The following is a 15,616-nucleotide window of genomic DNA, read 5'->3' as shown; positions in this document are numbered from 1 at the left end:
GTCGTACCCGCGTGCGAGGCGGGTACGGCCGCCTCGGTGCGTACCGCTCCCGCAGTCCACTGCGGCAGCGGCAGCGGCAGACGAGGGCCCGTCAGCGGCTAGGGACCCGTCAGCGGTGCTCGCCGCCGCGCCGGAAGCTCCCGCGCACCCTGGTCCTCACGTCGTCGAGCCAGCGGCGGGCGGGCGGCGGCGCGCTGGAGTGCCGGTCGAGCTCCTCGATCAGTCGCTCGGAGCGCTTCTCGATGTCGAGCTCGTCCAGGATCCTGTCCGCCTCCGCGAGCAGCGCCCCGTGGAGCTGCCAGTGCTCCTTGTCCGCACGGAGACCGTCCAGCAGCAGCTTCTCGACCCGGTCCCGGCAGGCGCGCCCCGCGGCGAGCTCCTCGGCCAGGCGCGCCTCGGCCTCCTCGGCGTTCGCCGACACCTGGCTGGTGATGAGCTCGGCGAAGCTGCCGATGGCGGCGGAGAGGTGGCCGAAGAGCTCCTGCATCGCCGCGGTGACGTGGGGCGGGAAGAGCGTTCCCGAGCTGCGGGTCTTCGCCAGGTCGGTGAGCGTGCGGCAGGACACCCGGAGGATCACCGCGCAGATCTCCAGCGCGTCGAGACCCGTGCGCAGCACCAGGCGCGAGAGCACCGGCTCCTTGACCCGGGGGTTGAGCCGCAGACTGTCCTCGGCCTGCCGCAGGGCCGCGTCGACCTGCACGATGTCGTGGTCGAGACGGCGGGCCTCGTGGAGCCGGGCCGCCGCGAGCGCCACGGGGGTGTGCTCGCCGAGCTGACCGGAGATGTGCGCGAGCAGCGTCCGCATCCTCGTCGCGAGGTCGGTGATCGCCTCGCTCGCGTCGTTCACCCAGACGGGCGGCACGAACAGGAAATGGAACATCAGGCCCACCACGGCGCCGATCAACGTCTCCAGCACCCGGTCCCACGCCGTCGAGCCCACTTGTGTCACGCCCAGCACGAGCATCGCGCTGATCGCCACCTCGGGCACGTACTCGCCGACCTTGACGAACCGGCCGATCACCAGGGACGCCAGGATGATCAGCCCGAGGCTCCACCAGCTCAGGCCGACCCACACGCTGAAGGCGACGGCGATGAGGACGCCCGCCACGACCGCGTTCACCCGGCGGATGGAGTTGGTGAGCGTCGAGTAGAGCGTCACCTGCACGACCAGCAGGGCGGTGAGCGGCGCGGTCAGCGGCAGCTGCTCGCTGCTGAGCTGGAGGGCGACGACGTAGGCGATGACGGCGGCCGCCGTGGATCGCACCGTCTGGACGACGGCCGGTTCGCGGTGGCGCCGTACGAGTTCGCGGAGTGGTTCGGTGGCTGCGCTCACCCTCGTCCTTTTTCTGTCGGTACGTACGAGGTCCTCCACCCAGACTGCCCGGTGTGGGGCGAACATCACAGCGCACCGCTCTCATCGGCCATGTGTGCGCGGACTAGCGTGTCCGGGTGCCGGAAAACAGCAACACGTTCTCATCGCTGACCGTCTGGCGGCGCCGCCTCCTCTCCCGTGCCGTCCACCGCGGTTGGCGCTGGGTCCAGGAGCGGGGCGCCGTCACGGCACAGACGCCGGGGCCGCTGCGCTTCCGCAGGATCGGCACCGGCACCCGGCTCGCGTTCCCGCAGGGCACGGTGTTCGGCGAGCCGTGGATCGAGCTCGGCGACCACTGCATCATCGGCGAACAGGTCACGCTGACCGCGGGCATGATGCCCGATCTCGACCTGGGGCCCGACCCGATCCTGACCCTCGGCGACGGCGTCGTCCTCGGGCGTGGGAGTCATGTCATCGCCGACACGACGGTGACCATCGGCTCGGACACGTACTGCGGCCCGTACGTCTACATCACCTCGACCAACCACAGTTACGACGACCCGCACACGCCCGTCGGCAAGCAGTGGCCGCGGGCCGCACCCGTCGAGATCGGGCCCGGCTGCTGGCTCGGCACGGGCGCGGTGATCCTCCCCGGCGCCCGGATCGGCCGCAACGCGGTGGTCGCCGCGGGCGCGGTCGTACGGGGCGAGGTGCCCGACCGCGCGGTGGTGGCCGGGGCGCCCGCCAAGGTCGTACGCCGCTGGGACGCGCAGGAGGGCTGGCAGCCGCCGCTGCGCACACCCACGCCGGTGCCCCTCCCGGACGGGATCACCCCGGAAGCCCTCCGGGCCCTCGCCGCTCTGGAGCCGGACGAGGGCTGACGGCCCGCGGGGGCCGGACCGGGTCAGCCGCTCGCGAGCAGGACGGTGCCGATCAGGGCCAGGCCGGCGCCGGCCGACTGCACCGCCCGCAGCCGCTCCTTGAGCACGCCCCGCGCCGCCAGCGCCGTCACCACCGGATAGAGCGAGGCGAGCACCGCCGCCACGGTCACCGGGCCGTGCTGCGCGGCGATCGCGTACGTGCCGTTCGCCGCGACATCGGCGAGTCCGACGAAGCCGAGCGCGGGCAGCGACCGCAGCACGAGTCGCGCCCCGCCGTCCTCGGCCGCCGGCAGCGCCCGGCCGCCGCGCCGCACCGACACGTACAGCGCGCCGCCGCCCACCGCGACGTTGGTGACCCGCTGCACGAACAGCGCCAGGAAGAGCCCGGTCAGGTTCGTCGACGCCTCGGCGATCAGCGCCATCACGGATCCGAAACCGAAGGCGGCGATCAGCGTCAGCAGGATCGCCCGGCGCTGCACGGGCGCCCCGCGCAACTCGGGCCCGCCCGCCAGGAGCACACCGGCCACGGCCACACCGATGCCCGCGAACTGCAGCAGCCCCGGCCGGTCCCCGAGCAGCAGGCCCACCGAGACCGGTACGACCACGCCCAGCGAGCCGAGCGGCGACACCACGCCCATCGGGCCGAGCGCCAGGGCCTTGTAGAAGCTCAGCATGGCGACCGGGCCGACGACACCGGCCGCCACCGCGTACCAGAGCCGGGGGCCGGCCTCGGCGAACCCGCCGGTGGCGACCACGATCGCGCCCAGCACGACCACGGCGATCGACTGCGAGACCACGACCACGGTCAGCGCGGGCGTGCGCCGGGTGAGCAGGCCGCCGCCGAAGTCGGCCAGCCCCCACAGGAGGCTGGTGGCCAGGGCGAACAGCGCAGTCATGAGGGCCTCGCAGTACAGTTTGGTGAACGATGGGGTGCATCCCACCGTAGTGCACTCTGTTGAACTATGTCATCAAGAATATTGGACGGAATGTGTCGGACCTGGATCAGCTCACGCAGTCGCTCGCCCGCAACGTCAAGCGCTGGCGCGGTGAACGGGGCTTCACGCTCGACGCCCTCGCGGCCCGCTCCGGGGTCAGCCGCGGCATGATCATCCAGATCGAGCAGGCCCGTACCAACCCGAGCGTGGGCACGACGGTGAAGCTCGCCGACGCACTCGGCGTCAGCATCACCACGCTCCTCGACTACGAGCGCGGCCCGCAGGTCCAGCTCGTCCCCCGGGAGCAGGCCGTGCGCATGTGGTCGACCCCCGCCGGCAGCTCCACCACCCTGCTGGTGGGCACCGAGGCCCGCGGCCCCGTCGAACTGTGGTCGTGGACCCTCATGCCCGGTGACGAGAGCGCCTCCGACCCGCACCCCGACGGCACCGTCGAGCTGCTGCACGTCAGCGCGGGCGACCTCACGCTGGTCATCGAGGGGGAGTCGCACGCCGTGCCCGCCGGCACCTCCGCCACCTTCGAGGCCAACGTCCCGCACACCTACCGGAACGACGGCGCCGAGAAGGTCGAGATGACCATGGCGGTCGCCGTCCCGCCCGCACGCTGAGACGCCCGATCACCTCCCGGCCGGCGGCTGTTAGCGTGAGCCGTATGCGCGCACCCATCGGAGACTTCGACAACGCCAGGCCCGCCGCGGACTGCCTCGACGAGCTCACCGGGCCCGTCGCCGCCGCGGTACGCGCATGGAGCGGCGACATCCCGGTCGAGCAGCTGCTCTACGTCGACACCGACCCGGCGATCGCCGACACCGCGGCCTTCGTGGAGCACCACGGCGCCGACCTCCTCGACACCTCCGCCAACTGCGTGGTCGTGGCGGGCAAGCGCGGCGGCGAGCAGACCCTCGCCGCCTGCGTCGTCCTCTCCCGCACCCGGGCCGACGTCAACGGCGCCGTGCGCAGGCAACTCGGCGCCCGCAAAGTGTCGTTCGCGCCCATGGACACCGCCACCGGAGCGACGGGCATGGAGTACGGCGGCATCACGCCGATCGGACTGCCCGCCGACTGGCCGCTGCTGGTCGACTCGGCCGTCGTGGACACCGAGTGGGTCCTCGTCGGCAGCGGACGCCGGCGCGGCAAGCTGATCGTGCCCGGCAAGACCTTCGCCGGGCTCCCCGGCGCGGTGGTCCTGGAGGACCTCGGCACCGCCTGAGGCCCTGACGGGGGCTGCCTCAGGCGAGCAGCGGGATCTCGATCGCAGGGCAGCGGTCCATGACCATGTCGAGCCCGGCCTCGCGGGTCCTGTCGTACGCCGCCTCGTCGATGACGCCGAGCTGGAACCAGACCGCCTTCGCGCCCTTGGCGACGGCCTCGTCCGCGACCGCACCGGCAAGGTCGCTGTTGACGAACACGTCCACGACATCGACGGGGAAGGGGATCTCGGCGAGCGAGGGGTAGCCCGGCTCTCCGAGGACGGTCTCGGCCTTCGGATGGACGGGCACGATGCGCTTGCCGAACTTCTGAAGGACCCGGGCGACGCCGTGGGCCGCGCGCGACTCGTTGGTCGACAGGCCGACCACCGCCCAGGTGCCGCCCGTCTCGGTGAGGATCTTCCGGACCGTCTCCACGTCTGCGTACATGCCCCGCTCAACCCCGGGCCCGCGCCGATCATTCCCGCGATGCCGCATAGGCTGGCCGGATGCAGGAGCAGTACCGCACAGTGGCCCGCGAGGGTGTGCACGAGACCGAGGTCAACCGATCGCGCTTCATCTGCGCGCTCGCGCCCGCCGCGACCGAGCAGGAGGCCCAGGACTTCGTCGCCCGCATCCGCAAGGAGCACCCGACCGCCACCCACAACTGCTTCGCGTACGTCGTCGGTGCCGACGCGTCGGTCCAGAAGGCCGGAGACGACGGCGAGCCGGGCGGCACCGCGGGCGTGCCGATGCTCCAGATGCTCATGCGCCGCGACATCCGCTACGCCGTCGCCGTCGTCACCCGCTACTACGGTGGCGTCAAGCTGGGCGCGGGCGGTCTCATCCGCGCCTACGGAGGCGCCGTCGGCGAGGCCCTCGACGCGCTCGGCACCGTCACGCGGCAGCGCTTCCGCCTGGCCACCGTAGCCGTCGACCACCAGCGGGCGGGCAGGTTGGAGAACGATCTGCGCGCGACGGGACGGGCGGTGCGCGAGGTCCGCTACGGCGAGGCGGTGACCATCGAGATCGGGCTGCCGGAGGCCGATGTCGAGACGTTCGGGGCGTGGCTCGCGGACGTCAGCGCGGGGACCGCGCGACTGGAGCTCGGCGGGGAGGCGTACGGGGACGTCTGAGCGGCGGCCGCGGACGCGCACCGGGCACCGGGCACAGGCACCGGACGGCACAAGAGGTGCGGGACCCACGGGACGGTCCCGCAGGCGGGGACTGCGGGACCGTGGCCGTGCGGACGCGGCGTCAGATGCTGGTCAGAGCGGCCTGGCCGCGGTCGGCCCGCGCCGGTCCCGCGGGGGACGGGCGGACGTCGAAGTCGAACATCGCGGTCGGCACGTAGAGCGAACAGCACGCGTTCGGAATGTCGACGATGCCGCTGATCCGTCCCTCGATGGGAGAGGAGCCGAGCAGGAGGTACGCCTGCTCACCGCTGTAGCCGAACTTCTTGAAGTACTCGACGGCGTTCAGGCAGGCGCGGCGGTACGCCAGTGTCGCGTCCAGATAGAAGTTGGTGTCCGTGTCGTGGTCGACGGAGATCCCGATGAAGGTGAGGAACTCCGTGTAGCGCGGCTCGACGTTGCCCGGCATGAACACCGGGTTGGTCGAGATGCCGTACGTCTCCATGCCGCCCTTGATCAGGTCGACATGGAAGTCGATGAAGCCGCCCATCTCGATGGCGCCGCAGAAGGTGATCTCTCCGTCTCCCTGACTGAAGTGCAGGTCGCCGCCGGAGAGTTTGGCGTCCTTCACATGCACGGGGTAGAAGACCCGTGAACCGCGCGTGAAGTTCTTGATGTCGTGATTTCCTCCGTTCTCACGGGCCGGCACGGTGCGCGCGCCCTCCTCGGTGATGCGGCGGGCGAGATCCCCGGTGGCCGTCCCGGCGAGCGCGTGGGAGGGGTCCGGGGGTACGGCGAGCGGCGGGACCCGGTTCGGGTCGGTGTCGATGAGCGCCTGCTCACGGGCGTTCCACCGGGCCAGCAACTCGGCGGACGGAGCCGTTCCGAACAGCCCGGGGTGGGTGATCCCGGTGAAGCGGATGCCGGGAAGGTGGCGGGAGACCGCCTGCTGACCGTGGAAGTCCCATATCGCCTTGTAGGCGTCCGGGAAGTAGTCGGTCAGGAAGCCGCCGCCGTTGGCCTTGGCGAAGATGCCGGTGTAGCCCCAGCCCTGGCCCGCCGCGTCCCCGCTCTGCTGCGGTACGGGGCCGAGGTCGAGTATGTCGACGACGAGCAGGTCGCCGGGCTCGGCGCCCTCCACGCCTATCGGTCCGCTGAGCATATGGGGGATCGTCAGGTCGATGTCGCGTACGTCGTTGGCGGAGTCGTTGTTGCCGACCTGGCAGTCGGTCCAGTCGCGGCACTCCATCCGGAACTCGGCTCCCGGCTTGACCATGGCGGCGGTAGGGACGTCGGGGTGCCACCTGTTGTGCCCGGGGACATCCTGGTCACGCATCGACTTGCTGTGGTCCACATGGAAGACGATTTCGGGCATGACAGCCTCTCAGTTCAGATCCGTTCAGGACGGTGTGCCCGCACTTCCCGTCGAAGCGGCCGATCCGGCCGGGGCCGGTTGCCGCGACGTCCTGGTGAGCGGCCACAGCGCGCCGAACACCACCACCCCGAAGACACCGAGGGCGATCGCGATCTCGGTGGTGTGCTTCCAGTAGTCGCCGAGCAGCAGCGCCGCAGGGATCACACCGGTGACCCAGCCCTGGATCGCCGTCACCCAGCCCGTATAGGTGGTGAGCTCCGTCTTCTTGAGACCGAGCAGGAGGAAGAACAGGAACCACAGGAATGCCCAGTAGAGCCAGATGACTCCGAACGGGTAGTCCTTGAAACGGTGGAAATTGATGAACGAGAACCCCAGGGCGACAATCGCCACGAACAGGGAGTAGTAGCCGACTCCGCTGCTGTCGAGACCGGCGAGCAGACCGATGCCCACATAAAGGTAGGTGAATCCGAACAGGTAGAGCCCGGATGCCGCCAGGACCTTGGCCGGGTCGCCCCCGGAAGTAAAGATGAGATAGGTCGGTGTCAGTACCTGCAAAGCGCCGACGAACAGATTGAATACGGCCGCGGACCGGGCTTCGACCTTACCGAGAAGCAGCAGCCCGTTGATGAAGAGCACGGCACCGACGAAGAGCAGTCCCACGTTTCCCACGGGACGCACCTCCTAAGTCCGCGTGGGGGATGCCATCGCTGCGACAAACCTGCGCCGACCACCTCCCTCAGGGCCGTGGCAGTCGGGAGAGGGCCGGGTGCGGGCGCGGTGGCACCTTGCTGTGGGACGGCACCTCGGAGACCACTGCCGGAGCCTCACGGGCCTTTTCCTCCAGTGCATGGAGAGAGGCGGCCTCGTGCGAGGTCTTCGTCAGGGCGGGAGGCGAGTACACGCGTCTGGCCGTGCCCGCGCACGTGGGGCAGCCGTGAAGGCCGGGCGCCGTCCCTATCGCCAGCTTCACGTCGAAGGGCCCGCAGCGGCTGCAAAGGTATTCATAGGTTGCCATTAGTTCGCCTCCGGGTATCGGCGTACTCCGGACAACCCTTCCGTAATTCAAGGAGACGCCGCGGCAACCCTGTTGTCAAGGTCGAAGCGGACCGCTCGGACCTGCCGTGGGACGCGTCGGGCGGGCGGTCGGGGCGGGCGGCGGGGCGGGACTCGTGAGGGCCCGCCCGACGTATGCTCGAATACGAAGAGGTCTTTACCCGCTACGGCCCGATCGTTGGAGGACGGCCATGGCAAAGATCCTTTCGGTGCTGTATCCCGACCCCGTGAGCGGATATCCACCCGATTACGCCCGCGACGGGATTCCCACCATCACCGGCTATCCGGGGGGCCAGACCACGCCCACCCCCGAGGCCATCGACTTCACCCCGGGACAACTGCTCGGCTGCGTCTCGGGCGAACTGGGACTGCGCCGGTTCCTGGAGGACGCGGGCCACACCTACGTCGTCACCTCCGACAAGGAGGAGCCGGACTCCGTCCTGGACCGTGAACTCCCCGACACCGACGTGGTGATCTCCCAGCCCTTCTGGCCGGCCTACCTGACCCCCGAACGCATCGCCGCGGCTCCCCGGCTCAAACTGGCGATCACGGCGGGCATCGGCTCCGACCACGTCGACCTGCCGAGCGCCATCGCGCACGGGATGACCGTGGCGGAGGTGACCTTCAGCAACAGTATCAGCGTCTCCGAGCACGCCGTCATGCAGATCCTCACGCTGGTGCGCAACTACATGCCCTCCCACGAGTGGGTCACGGCGAAGAAGGGCTGGAACATCGCCGACGCCGTCTCCCGCAGCTACGACATCGAAGGCATGGACGTCGGCGTCCTCGGCTCCGGCCGCATCGGCCAGGCGGTGCTGCGGCGACTCAAGCCGTTCGACGTCCGCCTGCACTACTTCGATGTGCACCGGCTGCCGAAGGAGGTCGAGGAGGAGCTGGGGCTGACGTACCACCCCGATGTGCGGTCCCTGGTGTCCACGGTGGACGTGCTGTCGATCCATACGCCGCTCCACCCGCAGACACAGAACCTCTTCGACGACGAACTGCTCGGTGCGATGAGGCGTGGCGCCTACATCGTCAACACCGCCCGCGCGCTCATCGTGGACCGGGACGCCGTCGTACGGGCCCTCGACAGCGGTCAGCTCGCCGGGTACGCGGGCGACGTCTGGTACCCGCAGCCCCCGCCGCCCGACCACCCGTGGCGCACCATGCCCTACGAGGCGATGACACCGCACGTCTCCGGGTCGAGCCTCTCCGCACAGGCCCGGTACGCGGCAGGGGCCCGGGAGATCCTGGAGTGCTGGTTCGGCGAGCGCCCGATCCGTCCGGAGTACCTGATCGTCGACGGCGGCGGTCTGGCCGGGGCCGGAGCGCACTCGTACACCGTCGCGGGGTGATCACGTCACGGGAGCCGCTTCGCAGCGGGGCAGGTCGTCCGTGCCCCGGGCATCCCTGTGCCCGGCTGTGAGGCGGTTCACTGCGATTTTTCTGGACGAATACCTTAAACACCTTTAGCGTTCATATTTATCCCTATTTCTTTCGTGAATGCGGCCGGCGATGGTGCCGCGCATATCGGAGGACGCATCTCTTCGCGCAAAACCAGGTGAACGCCGGAAGGGTGGATCAGTGACCATGGACGCCGTGTGGGTCCGGGGCGTGAACGGCATTCAGTTGCACCACGTGACCGACCTCCAGGACGCCGGCCGCTTCTTGGGCAACGCGGCCATGGCGCTGCGGGCCGCCCACGTACGGACCGGGGCCGACCGCTACGCCGGTGTCGCCGCCGAGCTCAAGGCCCTGGTGACGCGGGTGCGGGAGCTGGAGGACGAGGCCAGGTCCGCCATGCACCAGCTGCACGCCACCGACCCGGAGCGGTTCGCCCGCTGCAGGGACGGTCACGAGCCGTGGCCCGGCGAGATCCAGGCGGGCTTCATCCCCCGCCACACCTGCCGGGACGAGTGCCTGTACCACGATCGCGGGGTACTCGAAGCGATCATGCAGTGCACCTGCGGCAGGCCGGCGTGCCAGGCCTGCGAGATCGGCGGCAAGCTCTGAGTCCCGTGCCCGCCGCGCGCTGACGCGGCGGGCACGTCAGGTGCGGCGGGTACGGCGGGCACGGCGAACGGACGCCCGGGGTCAGCTGCCCACGGCGCGCAGTTCGGGCGGGAAGCCCGTCCAGCGCAGCTCCGCCGGCAGATGGCCCATGTCGTTGGAGAACAGCACGGACGCGGGCCGGCCGGGCGCGTACCGGATCACGGTCAGCGCCGCGTTGCCCTGATCGAGGCCCATCCAGCGCCACCGCGGGGCGTCGAGCGCGGCCCTGACGAGCCAGCCGACGAGGAAGTTGTGCGTGACGACCAGCTCGTGCCGGGGCTCGTCACCGTCCACGGGCCCGGTGAACCGGGCGAGCGCCTCGCGCGCCAGCCCAGGTCCGCGCTCGCGCTCATGGGCGGGGAAACCGGCCAGGCGGGCGAGCAGGGCGTCGGCCGTGTCCGCGGGCAGCTCTTCCCGTCGCGGCACGTACGGGAGGTAGTCCCCGGCCGCCTCCGACGGCCGCAGTGGCACCCCGTCGAGCTGCTCGCCGATCAGCCGGGCGGTCTGCGCCGCGCGCGGCAGGGGGCCGTGGTGGATCCGCGCGAGCGGACTGTGCCGGAGCCGCTCGCCCAGCAGGACCGCCTGCCGCCGGCCGTTCTCCGTGAGTGTGCTCTCGTCAGGCGAAGCCTCGCCGTGCCGGGCGAGATAGAGATACCGCGTCGCCTGCCCCGTCATTGAGCGCCCTCCCCGGCTGCCATGCCGCCCTCCGCGGTGCGGTCGTGTATCTCGCATATCTCGTGTGTCTCGTACATCTCATGCATTTCACGTATCTCGCACATCTGCTGCGATCGATGCGGTGGTTGCGGCTGTCGTGATCTTGCAGCTGCCCGGATGGACGCCGCTCCGTACGGCCCGGTTCCACCGCCCGCCGACCACGGTGAAAAACTGTGGTCCGTGAGGGACCAGAGGCCGACCGGCGCTAGCGTGGTCGTTGCCAGTCGCGGGACCGCGCGCAGACGGGGCGCGGATGCCGCGGCAGGGAGGGGAGACATGCAGGTCGGAGCCGTCGCTTGAGGTTTCTGCACACATCGGACTGGCATCTGGGACGGTCGTTCCACCGGGTGGGGCTCCTCGACGCACAGGCCGTGTTCCTCGACCATCTGGTGGCGACGGCGCGCGAGCACGACGTGGACGCGGTGCTCGTCGCAGGGGACGTGTACGACCGCGCGGTACCGCCGCTCGCCGCCGTCGAGCTCTTCGACGACGTACTGCACCGGCTCGCCGAAGCCGGCGTGCCCACGGTGATGATCTCCGGGAACCACGACTCGGCCCGCCGGCTCGGGGTCGGCGCCGGGCTCATCGAGCTCGCGGGCATCCACCTGCGCACCGACCCGGCCGGCTGCGGCACGCCCGTCACACTCACCGACGCCCACGGCGACATCGCGGTCTACGGGCTTCCGTACCTCGAACCCGCGCTCGTGCGCGAGCAGCTGCGCGCGCCCGCCGCCGGACACGAAGCCGTACTCGCCGCGGCCATGGAGCGCGTACGGTCCGACCTCGCACGGCGTGCCCCGGGCACCCGGTCGATCGTCCTCGCGCACGCGTTCGTGGTCGGCGGAGAGCCCAGCGACAGCGAACGGGACATCACCGTCGGCGGCGTCGCGGCCGTCCCCGCCGGTGTGTTCGACGGCGTCGACTACACGGCGCTGGGACATCTGCACGGCTGCCAGACCATCAACGCACGCGTACGGTACTCGGGTTCACCGCTCGCGTACTCCTTCTCCGAAGCGGGCCACCGCAAGACGATGTGGCTCGTCGAGCTCGGACCGGCGGGCGAGATCGCGGCCGAGCGCATCGACTGCCCCGTGCCGCGGCCCATCGCCCGGATCCGGGGGCGGCTCGACGAGCTGCTGGCCGACCCCGCGCCGGCCCGCCACGAAGAGTCCTGGGTCGAGGCCACCCTCACCGACCCGGTGCGGCCCGCCGACCCCATGGCCCGGCTCACCGAACGCTTCCCGCACATCCTCAGCCTGGTCTTCGCCCCCGAACGGACCGACGAGGACCCGCTCGCCTCGTACGCGCAGCGGCTGCGCGACCGCGACGACCACCAGATCGCCGAGGACTTCGTGGCCCATGTGCGCGGCGGGGCGGGCCCCGACGAGCGCGAACGGACAGTGCTGCGCGGCGCCTTCGACGAGGTGCGGGTCGCCACGTCGGTGCGGGACGGCGAACCGAACCTTGGGCGGGGGGCGTCCGGATGAGGCTGCACCGGCTGGAGATGACCGCCTTCGGCCCCTTCGGCGGGCGGCAGGACGTCGACTTCGACGCGCTGTCCGCCGCCGGACTCTTTCTGCTGCACGGACCGACCGGCGCGGGCAAGACGTCCGTCCTGGACGCCGTCTGCTACGCGCTGTACGGAGCCGTGCCCGGCGCGAGGCAGAGCCCCGGCGCCTCGCTGCGCAGCGATCACGCCGCGGCGGGCACGCACACCGAGGTCCTGCTCGAACTCAGTGTCGCCGGACGGCGGTTGGAGATCACCCGGCGGCCCGCACAGCCGCGCCCCAAGAAGAAGGGCACCGGCTTCACGACCGAGAAGGCCCAGAGCCTGCTGCGGGAGTACGACGCGGAACGCGCCGAGTGGAAGGCGCTCAGCCGTTCCCACCAGGAGATCGGTGAGGAGCTCACCCAGCTCGTCGGGATGAGCAGGGAGCAGTTCTGCCAGGTCGTGCTGTTGCCGCAGGGCGACTTCGCACGCTTCCTGCGGGCGGACGCGGAGGCACGCGGCAAGCTGCTCGGCCGGCTCTTCGACACCCGGCGCTTCGCGCTCGTCGAGGAACGGCTCGCGGAGCTGCGGCGCGGTGCGGAACACCAGGTCAGGTCAGGGGACGAGCAACTGCTCGCCATCGCCCAGCGGACGGCCCAGGCGGCGGGCGGCGCGGCCGACGGCAGGCCGGCGCCCGACGCCAGGCCCGGCGACCCGGGGCTCGCCGAATCCGTCCTGGAATGGGCGGCCGTGGCCCGCTCCGGCGCACGGGAGGCCCTCGACATCACCGGCTGCGCGCTGTCCGCGGCGGAGAGCCGGCAGACGGCGGCGCGGCGCGCCCTGGACGAGGCGCGGGAGCTGGTGCGCCTTCAGCAGCGCCATGCCGAGGCGACGCGGCGCGCCGCGGAACTGGCCGCCCGCAGGCCCGCGCGGGACCGGGACCAGTCCCTGCTCGACCAGGACCGCAAGGCCGAACTCGTCGTCCCCGCACTGCGGTTGCGCGAGGACGCGGAACGCGCGCACCACGCGGCGAGCGCCGCCTGGGAACGGGCACGCAGGACGCTGCCGCCGCAGCTGGTGGACGCCGGTGCGGAGCAGCTCGCAGCGCTGGAGCGCGAGCTGCGCCAGGAGCTCGGCGGCCTCGGCGCGGCACGCCGTGCCGAACGCCGCAGCGCCGAACTCGCCCGGGAGCGCGCGGACCTGGAGCGCCAGGCGCGCGCCGACGAGGACCTCCTCCAGGACGCCCGCGACTGGCTTTCCGGCTGGGACTCCGTACGCCGCCGCCACCAGGACCGCATCGCCGCCGCCACCGATGCCGCGACGCGCGCCGAGCGCCTGGCCGGCCGCCTCGACCCGGCGCGCCGCCGGCTGGCCGCCGCCCGCGAGCGCGATGAGCTCGCGACCCGCGTCACCGCCGCGGAGGACGCCGTGCGCGACGCCCTCGACCACGCGAACGCACTGCGCGCCACCTGGCTCGACCTCAAGGAGCGCCGCCTGCGCGGCATCGCCGCCGAGCTCGCCGCGGGCCTTTCCCCCGGTACCCCCTGCGCCGTCTGCGGCTCGTCCGACCACCCCGCCCCGGCCACCACCACCGAGGACCATGTGGACCGCGCCCGGGAGGACGCGGCGTACGCCGGCTTCACGGCCGCCGACAGTGCCCGCGCCGACGCGGAGCGCGAACTCGCCGTCGCCCGCGAGTCGTTCGCCGCCGCCCGCCGCGCCGCCCGCGAACTGCACCGGACGGAAGCCGCGGTGCCCGCCCCGCCGGCATCGCCGCAGGCGGACCGCGCGACCGGCGGCACGCCGGGGACCATTCCGGTCCAGGCGGAGCCGGCGTCGGCGCTCGCTGCGGCGAGGGACAGCGGTACCGCGTCGGCGGACCCGCACGCCGAGGCCGACTCCCACCCGGCTCGGTCGGGGTCGGTTCACGGGACGGTCGGTGGCGCGGGGCTTGTTGCGGGTCGGATGCCACCGTCGGCCGTGGCCGCTGGGGCGCGGTTCGGCGGTGCTGCCGGGGCGGAGTCGTCCGACGGCGACGGCGCCGAGGGCCCGCGCGCCGACGGCATCCGCGACGCCGCCGGCGCGGAGCGGCACGCTTCCATCCCCGCGCAGTCCGACGGGGGCGGGCACGCCGAGGAGACGGCTGCCGACCCCGAGGTCGGAGAGCTGAGGAAGCTCGTCGAGGCGCTCGAGCGCGAGCACGGTGAGGCGCATGCGCTCGCCGCAGGGACGCACGGTGCGCGTGAGGCGCTGGAGCGGGCCGAGCGGGAGCATGCGGAGCGGCTCGCCGCCCGGCAGGAGGCCGAGCAGCGAGGGGCCGCGCGGACATCGCGGCGGGAGGTGCTGGACCGGGAGCAGGCCGCACTGGACGCCGAAGTGGACCGCGCGACCGGTGGCGCGGGCACCGTCGCCGACCGGACCGCGCTCCTGGAGCGCCGGATCGGGCTGCTCGCCACGGCCGCCGATACCGTACGCGCGGCCGAGGACACCGCCCAGCGGCTCAAGGAGGCCGACGACCGGCTCGCCGACGCCGCGTTCCGCGCCGGGTTCGACACGCCCGCCGCGGCGGCCGCCGCGCTGCTCGGCGGCGCCGGCCGGCGCGAGCTCCGGCAGCGGATCGACGCCTGGCAGCACGAGGCCGCCGCCGTCGCGGACCGGCTCGCCGAGCCCGACACCCTGGCGGCCGCCGAACGCCCGCCCGCCGACCCGCAGACCGCGCAGCAGGCGCACGACGCCGCCGACCGGGCCCTGCGCGACGCCTCGTCCGCGCTCGCCGCCGCCCGCCAGCGGTGCGCGGAACTCGCCCGTCTGTCCCGGCAGGCCGACGCCGAAGTACGCCGCCTCGGCCCGCTCCGCGAGGAGTACGACCGGATCGCCCGGCTCGCCGGCCTCACCGCGGGCACCTCGGCCGACAACGAGCTCCGGATGCGCCTGGAGTCGTACGTCCTCGCCGCCCGCCTCGAACAGGTCGCCGCCGCCGCGACCGTCCGGCTCCACCGCATGTCCTCCGGCCGCTACACACTCGTGCACTCCGACGCCCGCGCCGGGGGCAGACGCGCCGGCCTCGGCCTGCACGTCGTCGACGCCTGGACCGGCCGCGAGCGCGACACGGCGACGCTTTCCGGAGGCGAGACGTTCTTCGCCTCGCTCGCCCTCGCACTCGGCCTCGCGGACGTCGTCACCGACGAGGCCGGCGGCGTACGCCTGGACACCCTCTTCATCGACGAGGGCTTCGGCAGCCTCGACGACCAGACCCTCGACGAGGTGCTCGACGTCCTCGACTCGCTGCGGGAGCGCGATCGCAGCGTCGGCATCGTCAGCCACGTCCCCGACCTGCGCCGCCGGATCCCCGCGCAGCTGGAGGTCGTCAAGGACAGGAACGGCTCGGCGGTACGGCTGAGGACGGCCGCGTCCGGCGGGTGAAACCCCACCGCCCGCCGGTGGTGGTGGCCCCGCACGGACGTGCC

15 protein-coding genes are annotated in these 15,616 nt (G+C 72.2%); 8 read left to right on the top strand and 7 right to left on the bottom strand.

Annotated elements, in window-relative coordinates:
• Window positions 1-109 precede the first annotated feature (109 nt).
• Window positions 110-1,333 carry an aromatic acid exporter family protein gene (locus KK483_RS03430; protein WP_262003605.1) on the bottom strand — a complete coding sequence of 408 codons (1,224 nt, stop codon included), beginning with the start codon at window positions 1,331-1,333 and terminating at the stop codon, window positions 110-112.
• A 116-nt stretch (window positions 1,334-1,449) separates the two neighbouring features.
• On the opposite strand from KK483_RS03430, the gene KK483_RS03425 reads away from it, so the two are divergent.
• The gene (locus KK483_RS03425) at window positions 1,450-2,193 is read left to right on the top strand and encodes a DapH/DapD/GlmU-related protein (RefSeq protein WP_262003604.1); all 744 of its coding nucleotides are present in this window, start codon (window positions 1,450-1,452) and stop codon (window positions 2,191-2,193) included.
• Between the two features lie 23 nt (window positions 2,194-2,216).
• On the opposite strand, the gene KK483_RS03420 is transcribed toward KK483_RS03425, so the two are convergent.
• On the bottom strand, window positions 2,217-3,089 hold the full coding sequence (locus KK483_RS03420; RefSeq protein ID WP_262003602.1) for a DMT family transporter: 873 nt from the start codon (window positions 3,087-3,089) through the stop codon (window positions 2,217-2,219).
• A 92-nt stretch (window positions 3,090-3,181) separates the two neighbouring features.
• On the opposite strand from KK483_RS03420, the gene KK483_RS03415 reads away from it, so the two are divergent.
• Window positions 3,182-3,754, top strand: a complete 573-nt coding sequence (locus KK483_RS03415) for a helix-turn-helix domain-containing protein (protein ID WP_262003601.1) — start codon at window positions 3,182-3,184, stop codon at window positions 3,752-3,754.
• A 44-nt stretch (window positions 3,755-3,798) separates the two neighbouring features.
• Window positions 3,799-4,356, top strand: a complete 558-nt coding sequence (locus KK483_RS03410; protein ID WP_262003599.1) for a YbaK/EbsC family protein — start codon at window positions 3,799-3,801, stop codon at window positions 4,354-4,356.
• Window positions 4,357-4,375: 19 nt separating this feature from the next.
• On the opposite strand, the gene KK483_RS03405 is transcribed toward KK483_RS03410, so the two are convergent.
• Entirely contained in the window at window positions 4,376-4,783 is a 408-nt protein-coding gene (locus KK483_RS03405) for a CoA-binding protein (protein ID WP_262003598.1), read from the bottom strand.
• Window positions 4,784-4,842: 59 nt separating this feature from the next.
• Between KK483_RS03405 and KK483_RS03400 the strand changes: the two genes are divergently transcribed.
• Window positions 4,843-5,469, top strand: a complete 627-nt coding sequence (locus KK483_RS03400; RefSeq protein WP_262003596.1) for a YigZ family protein — start codon at window positions 4,843-4,845, stop codon at window positions 5,467-5,469.
• 121 nt (window positions 5,470-5,590) lie between these two features.
• Here the strand turns inward: KK483_RS03400 and fmdA are convergent, their stop codons facing one another.
• The 3 genes from fmdA to KK483_RS35450 all read right to left on the bottom strand — a co-directional run bounded on the left by fmdA (window position 5,591) and on the right by KK483_RS35450 (window position 7,856).
• Window positions 5,591-6,841 carry a formamidase gene (fmdA, locus tag KK483_RS03395; RefSeq protein WP_262003595.1) on the bottom strand — a complete coding sequence of 417 codons (1,251 nt, stop codon included), beginning with the start codon at window positions 6,839-6,841 and terminating at the stop codon, window positions 5,591-5,593.
• 24 nt (window positions 6,842-6,865) lie between these two features.
• Window positions 6,866-7,510, bottom strand: a complete 645-nt coding sequence (locus KK483_RS03390; RefSeq protein WP_262003593.1) for an AmiS/UreI family transporter — start codon at window positions 7,508-7,510, stop codon at window positions 6,866-6,868.
• A 67-nt stretch (window positions 7,511-7,577) separates the two neighbouring features.
• On the bottom strand, window positions 7,578-7,856 hold the full coding sequence (locus KK483_RS35450; RefSeq protein WP_399013189.1) for an FmdB family zinc ribbon protein: 279 nt from the start codon (window positions 7,854-7,856) through the stop codon (window positions 7,578-7,580).
• Between the two features lie 229 nt (window positions 7,857-8,085).
• Here KK483_RS35450 and KK483_RS03385 point away from each other — a divergent pair, with 229 nt between their 5' ends.
• Both KK483_RS03385 and KK483_RS03380 read left to right on the top strand, forming a co-directional pair.
• The gene (locus KK483_RS03385) at window positions 8,086-9,249 is read left to right on the top strand and encodes an NAD-dependent formate dehydrogenase (RefSeq protein ID WP_262003592.1); all 1,164 of its coding nucleotides are present in this window, start codon (window positions 8,086-8,088) and stop codon (window positions 9,247-9,249) included.
• A gap of 235 nt (window positions 9,250-9,484) precedes the next feature.
• Entirely contained in the window at window positions 9,485-9,907 is a 423-nt protein-coding gene (locus KK483_RS03380; protein WP_262009329.1) for a hypothetical protein, read from the top strand.
• Window positions 9,908-9,988: 81 nt separating this feature from the next.
• Here the strand turns inward: KK483_RS03380 and KK483_RS03375 are convergent, their stop codons facing one another.
• Window positions 9,989-10,621, bottom strand: a complete 633-nt coding sequence (locus tag KK483_RS03375) for a histidine phosphatase family protein (RefSeq protein WP_262003590.1) — start codon at window positions 10,619-10,621, stop codon at window positions 9,989-9,991.
• A 335-nt stretch (window positions 10,622-10,956) separates the two neighbouring features.
• On the opposite strand from KK483_RS03375, the gene KK483_RS03370 reads away from it, so the two are divergent.
• Together KK483_RS03370 and KK483_RS03365 are read left to right on the top strand one after the other, a co-directional pair.
• A complete protein-coding gene (locus KK483_RS03370) occupies window positions 10,957-12,147 on the top strand; it encodes an exonuclease SbcCD subunit D (protein ID WP_262003588.1) in 1,191 nt (396 codons plus the stop codon).
• The gene (locus KK483_RS03365; protein WP_262003586.1) at window positions 12,144-15,572 is read left to right on the top strand and encodes an SMC family ATPase; all 3,429 of its coding nucleotides are present in this window, start codon (window positions 12,144-12,146) and stop codon (window positions 15,570-15,572) included. The genes KK483_RS03370 and KK483_RS03365 overlap by 4 nt, the downstream gene beginning before the upstream one ends.
• Window positions 15,573-15,616 lie beyond the last annotated feature (44 nt).

This window comes from Streptomyces sp. FIT100, from assembly GCF_024584805.1.
Classification (GTDB): Bacteria; Actinomycetota; Actinomycetes; order Streptomycetales; family Streptomycetaceae; genus Streptomyces.
This window is presented reverse-complemented; position numbering and strand designations above follow the sequence as displayed.

What these genes read in the sequence shown, in the direction of transcription:
- KK483_RS03420 (WP_262003602.1), bottom strand. Translation starts at nt 3,089, where the DNA reads ATGACTGCGCTGTTCGCCCTGGCCACCAGCCTCCTGTGGGGGCTGGCC.
- KK483_RS03410 (WP_262003599.1), top strand. Translation starts at nt 3,799, where the DNA reads ATGCGCGCACCCATCGGAGACTTCGACAACGCCAGGCCCGCCGCGGAC.
- KK483_RS03405 (WP_262003598.1), bottom strand. Translation starts at nt 4,783, where the DNA reads ATGTACGCAGACGTGGAGACGGTCCGGAAGATCCTCACCGAGACGGGC.
- KK483_RS03400 (WP_262003596.1), top strand. Translation starts at nt 4,843, where the DNA reads ATGCAGGAGCAGTACCGCACAGTGGCCCGCGAGGGTGTGCACGAGACC.
- fmdA (WP_262003595.1), bottom strand. Translation starts at nt 6,841, where the DNA reads ATGCCCGAAATCGTCTTCCATGTGGACCACAGCAAGTCGATGCGTGAC.
- KK483_RS35450 (WP_399013189.1), bottom strand. Translation starts at nt 7,856, where the DNA reads ATGGCAACCTATGAATACCTTTGCAGCCGCTGCGGGCCCTTCGACGTG.
- KK483_RS03385 (WP_262003592.1), top strand. Translation starts at nt 8,086, where the DNA reads ATGGCAAAGATCCTTTCGGTGCTGTATCCCGACCCCGTGAGCGGATAT.
- KK483_RS03380 (WP_262009329.1), top strand. Translation starts at nt 9,485, where the DNA reads ATGGACGCCGTGTGGGTCCGGGGCGTGAACGGCATTCAGTTGCACCAC.
- KK483_RS03375 (WP_262003590.1), bottom strand. Translation starts at nt 10,621, where the DNA reads ATGACGGGGCAGGCGACGCGGTATCTCTATCTCGCCCGGCACGGCGAG.
- KK483_RS03365 (WP_262003586.1), top strand. Translation starts at nt 12,144, where the DNA reads ATGAGGCTGCACCGGCTGGAGATGACCGCCTTCGGCCCCTTCGGCGGG.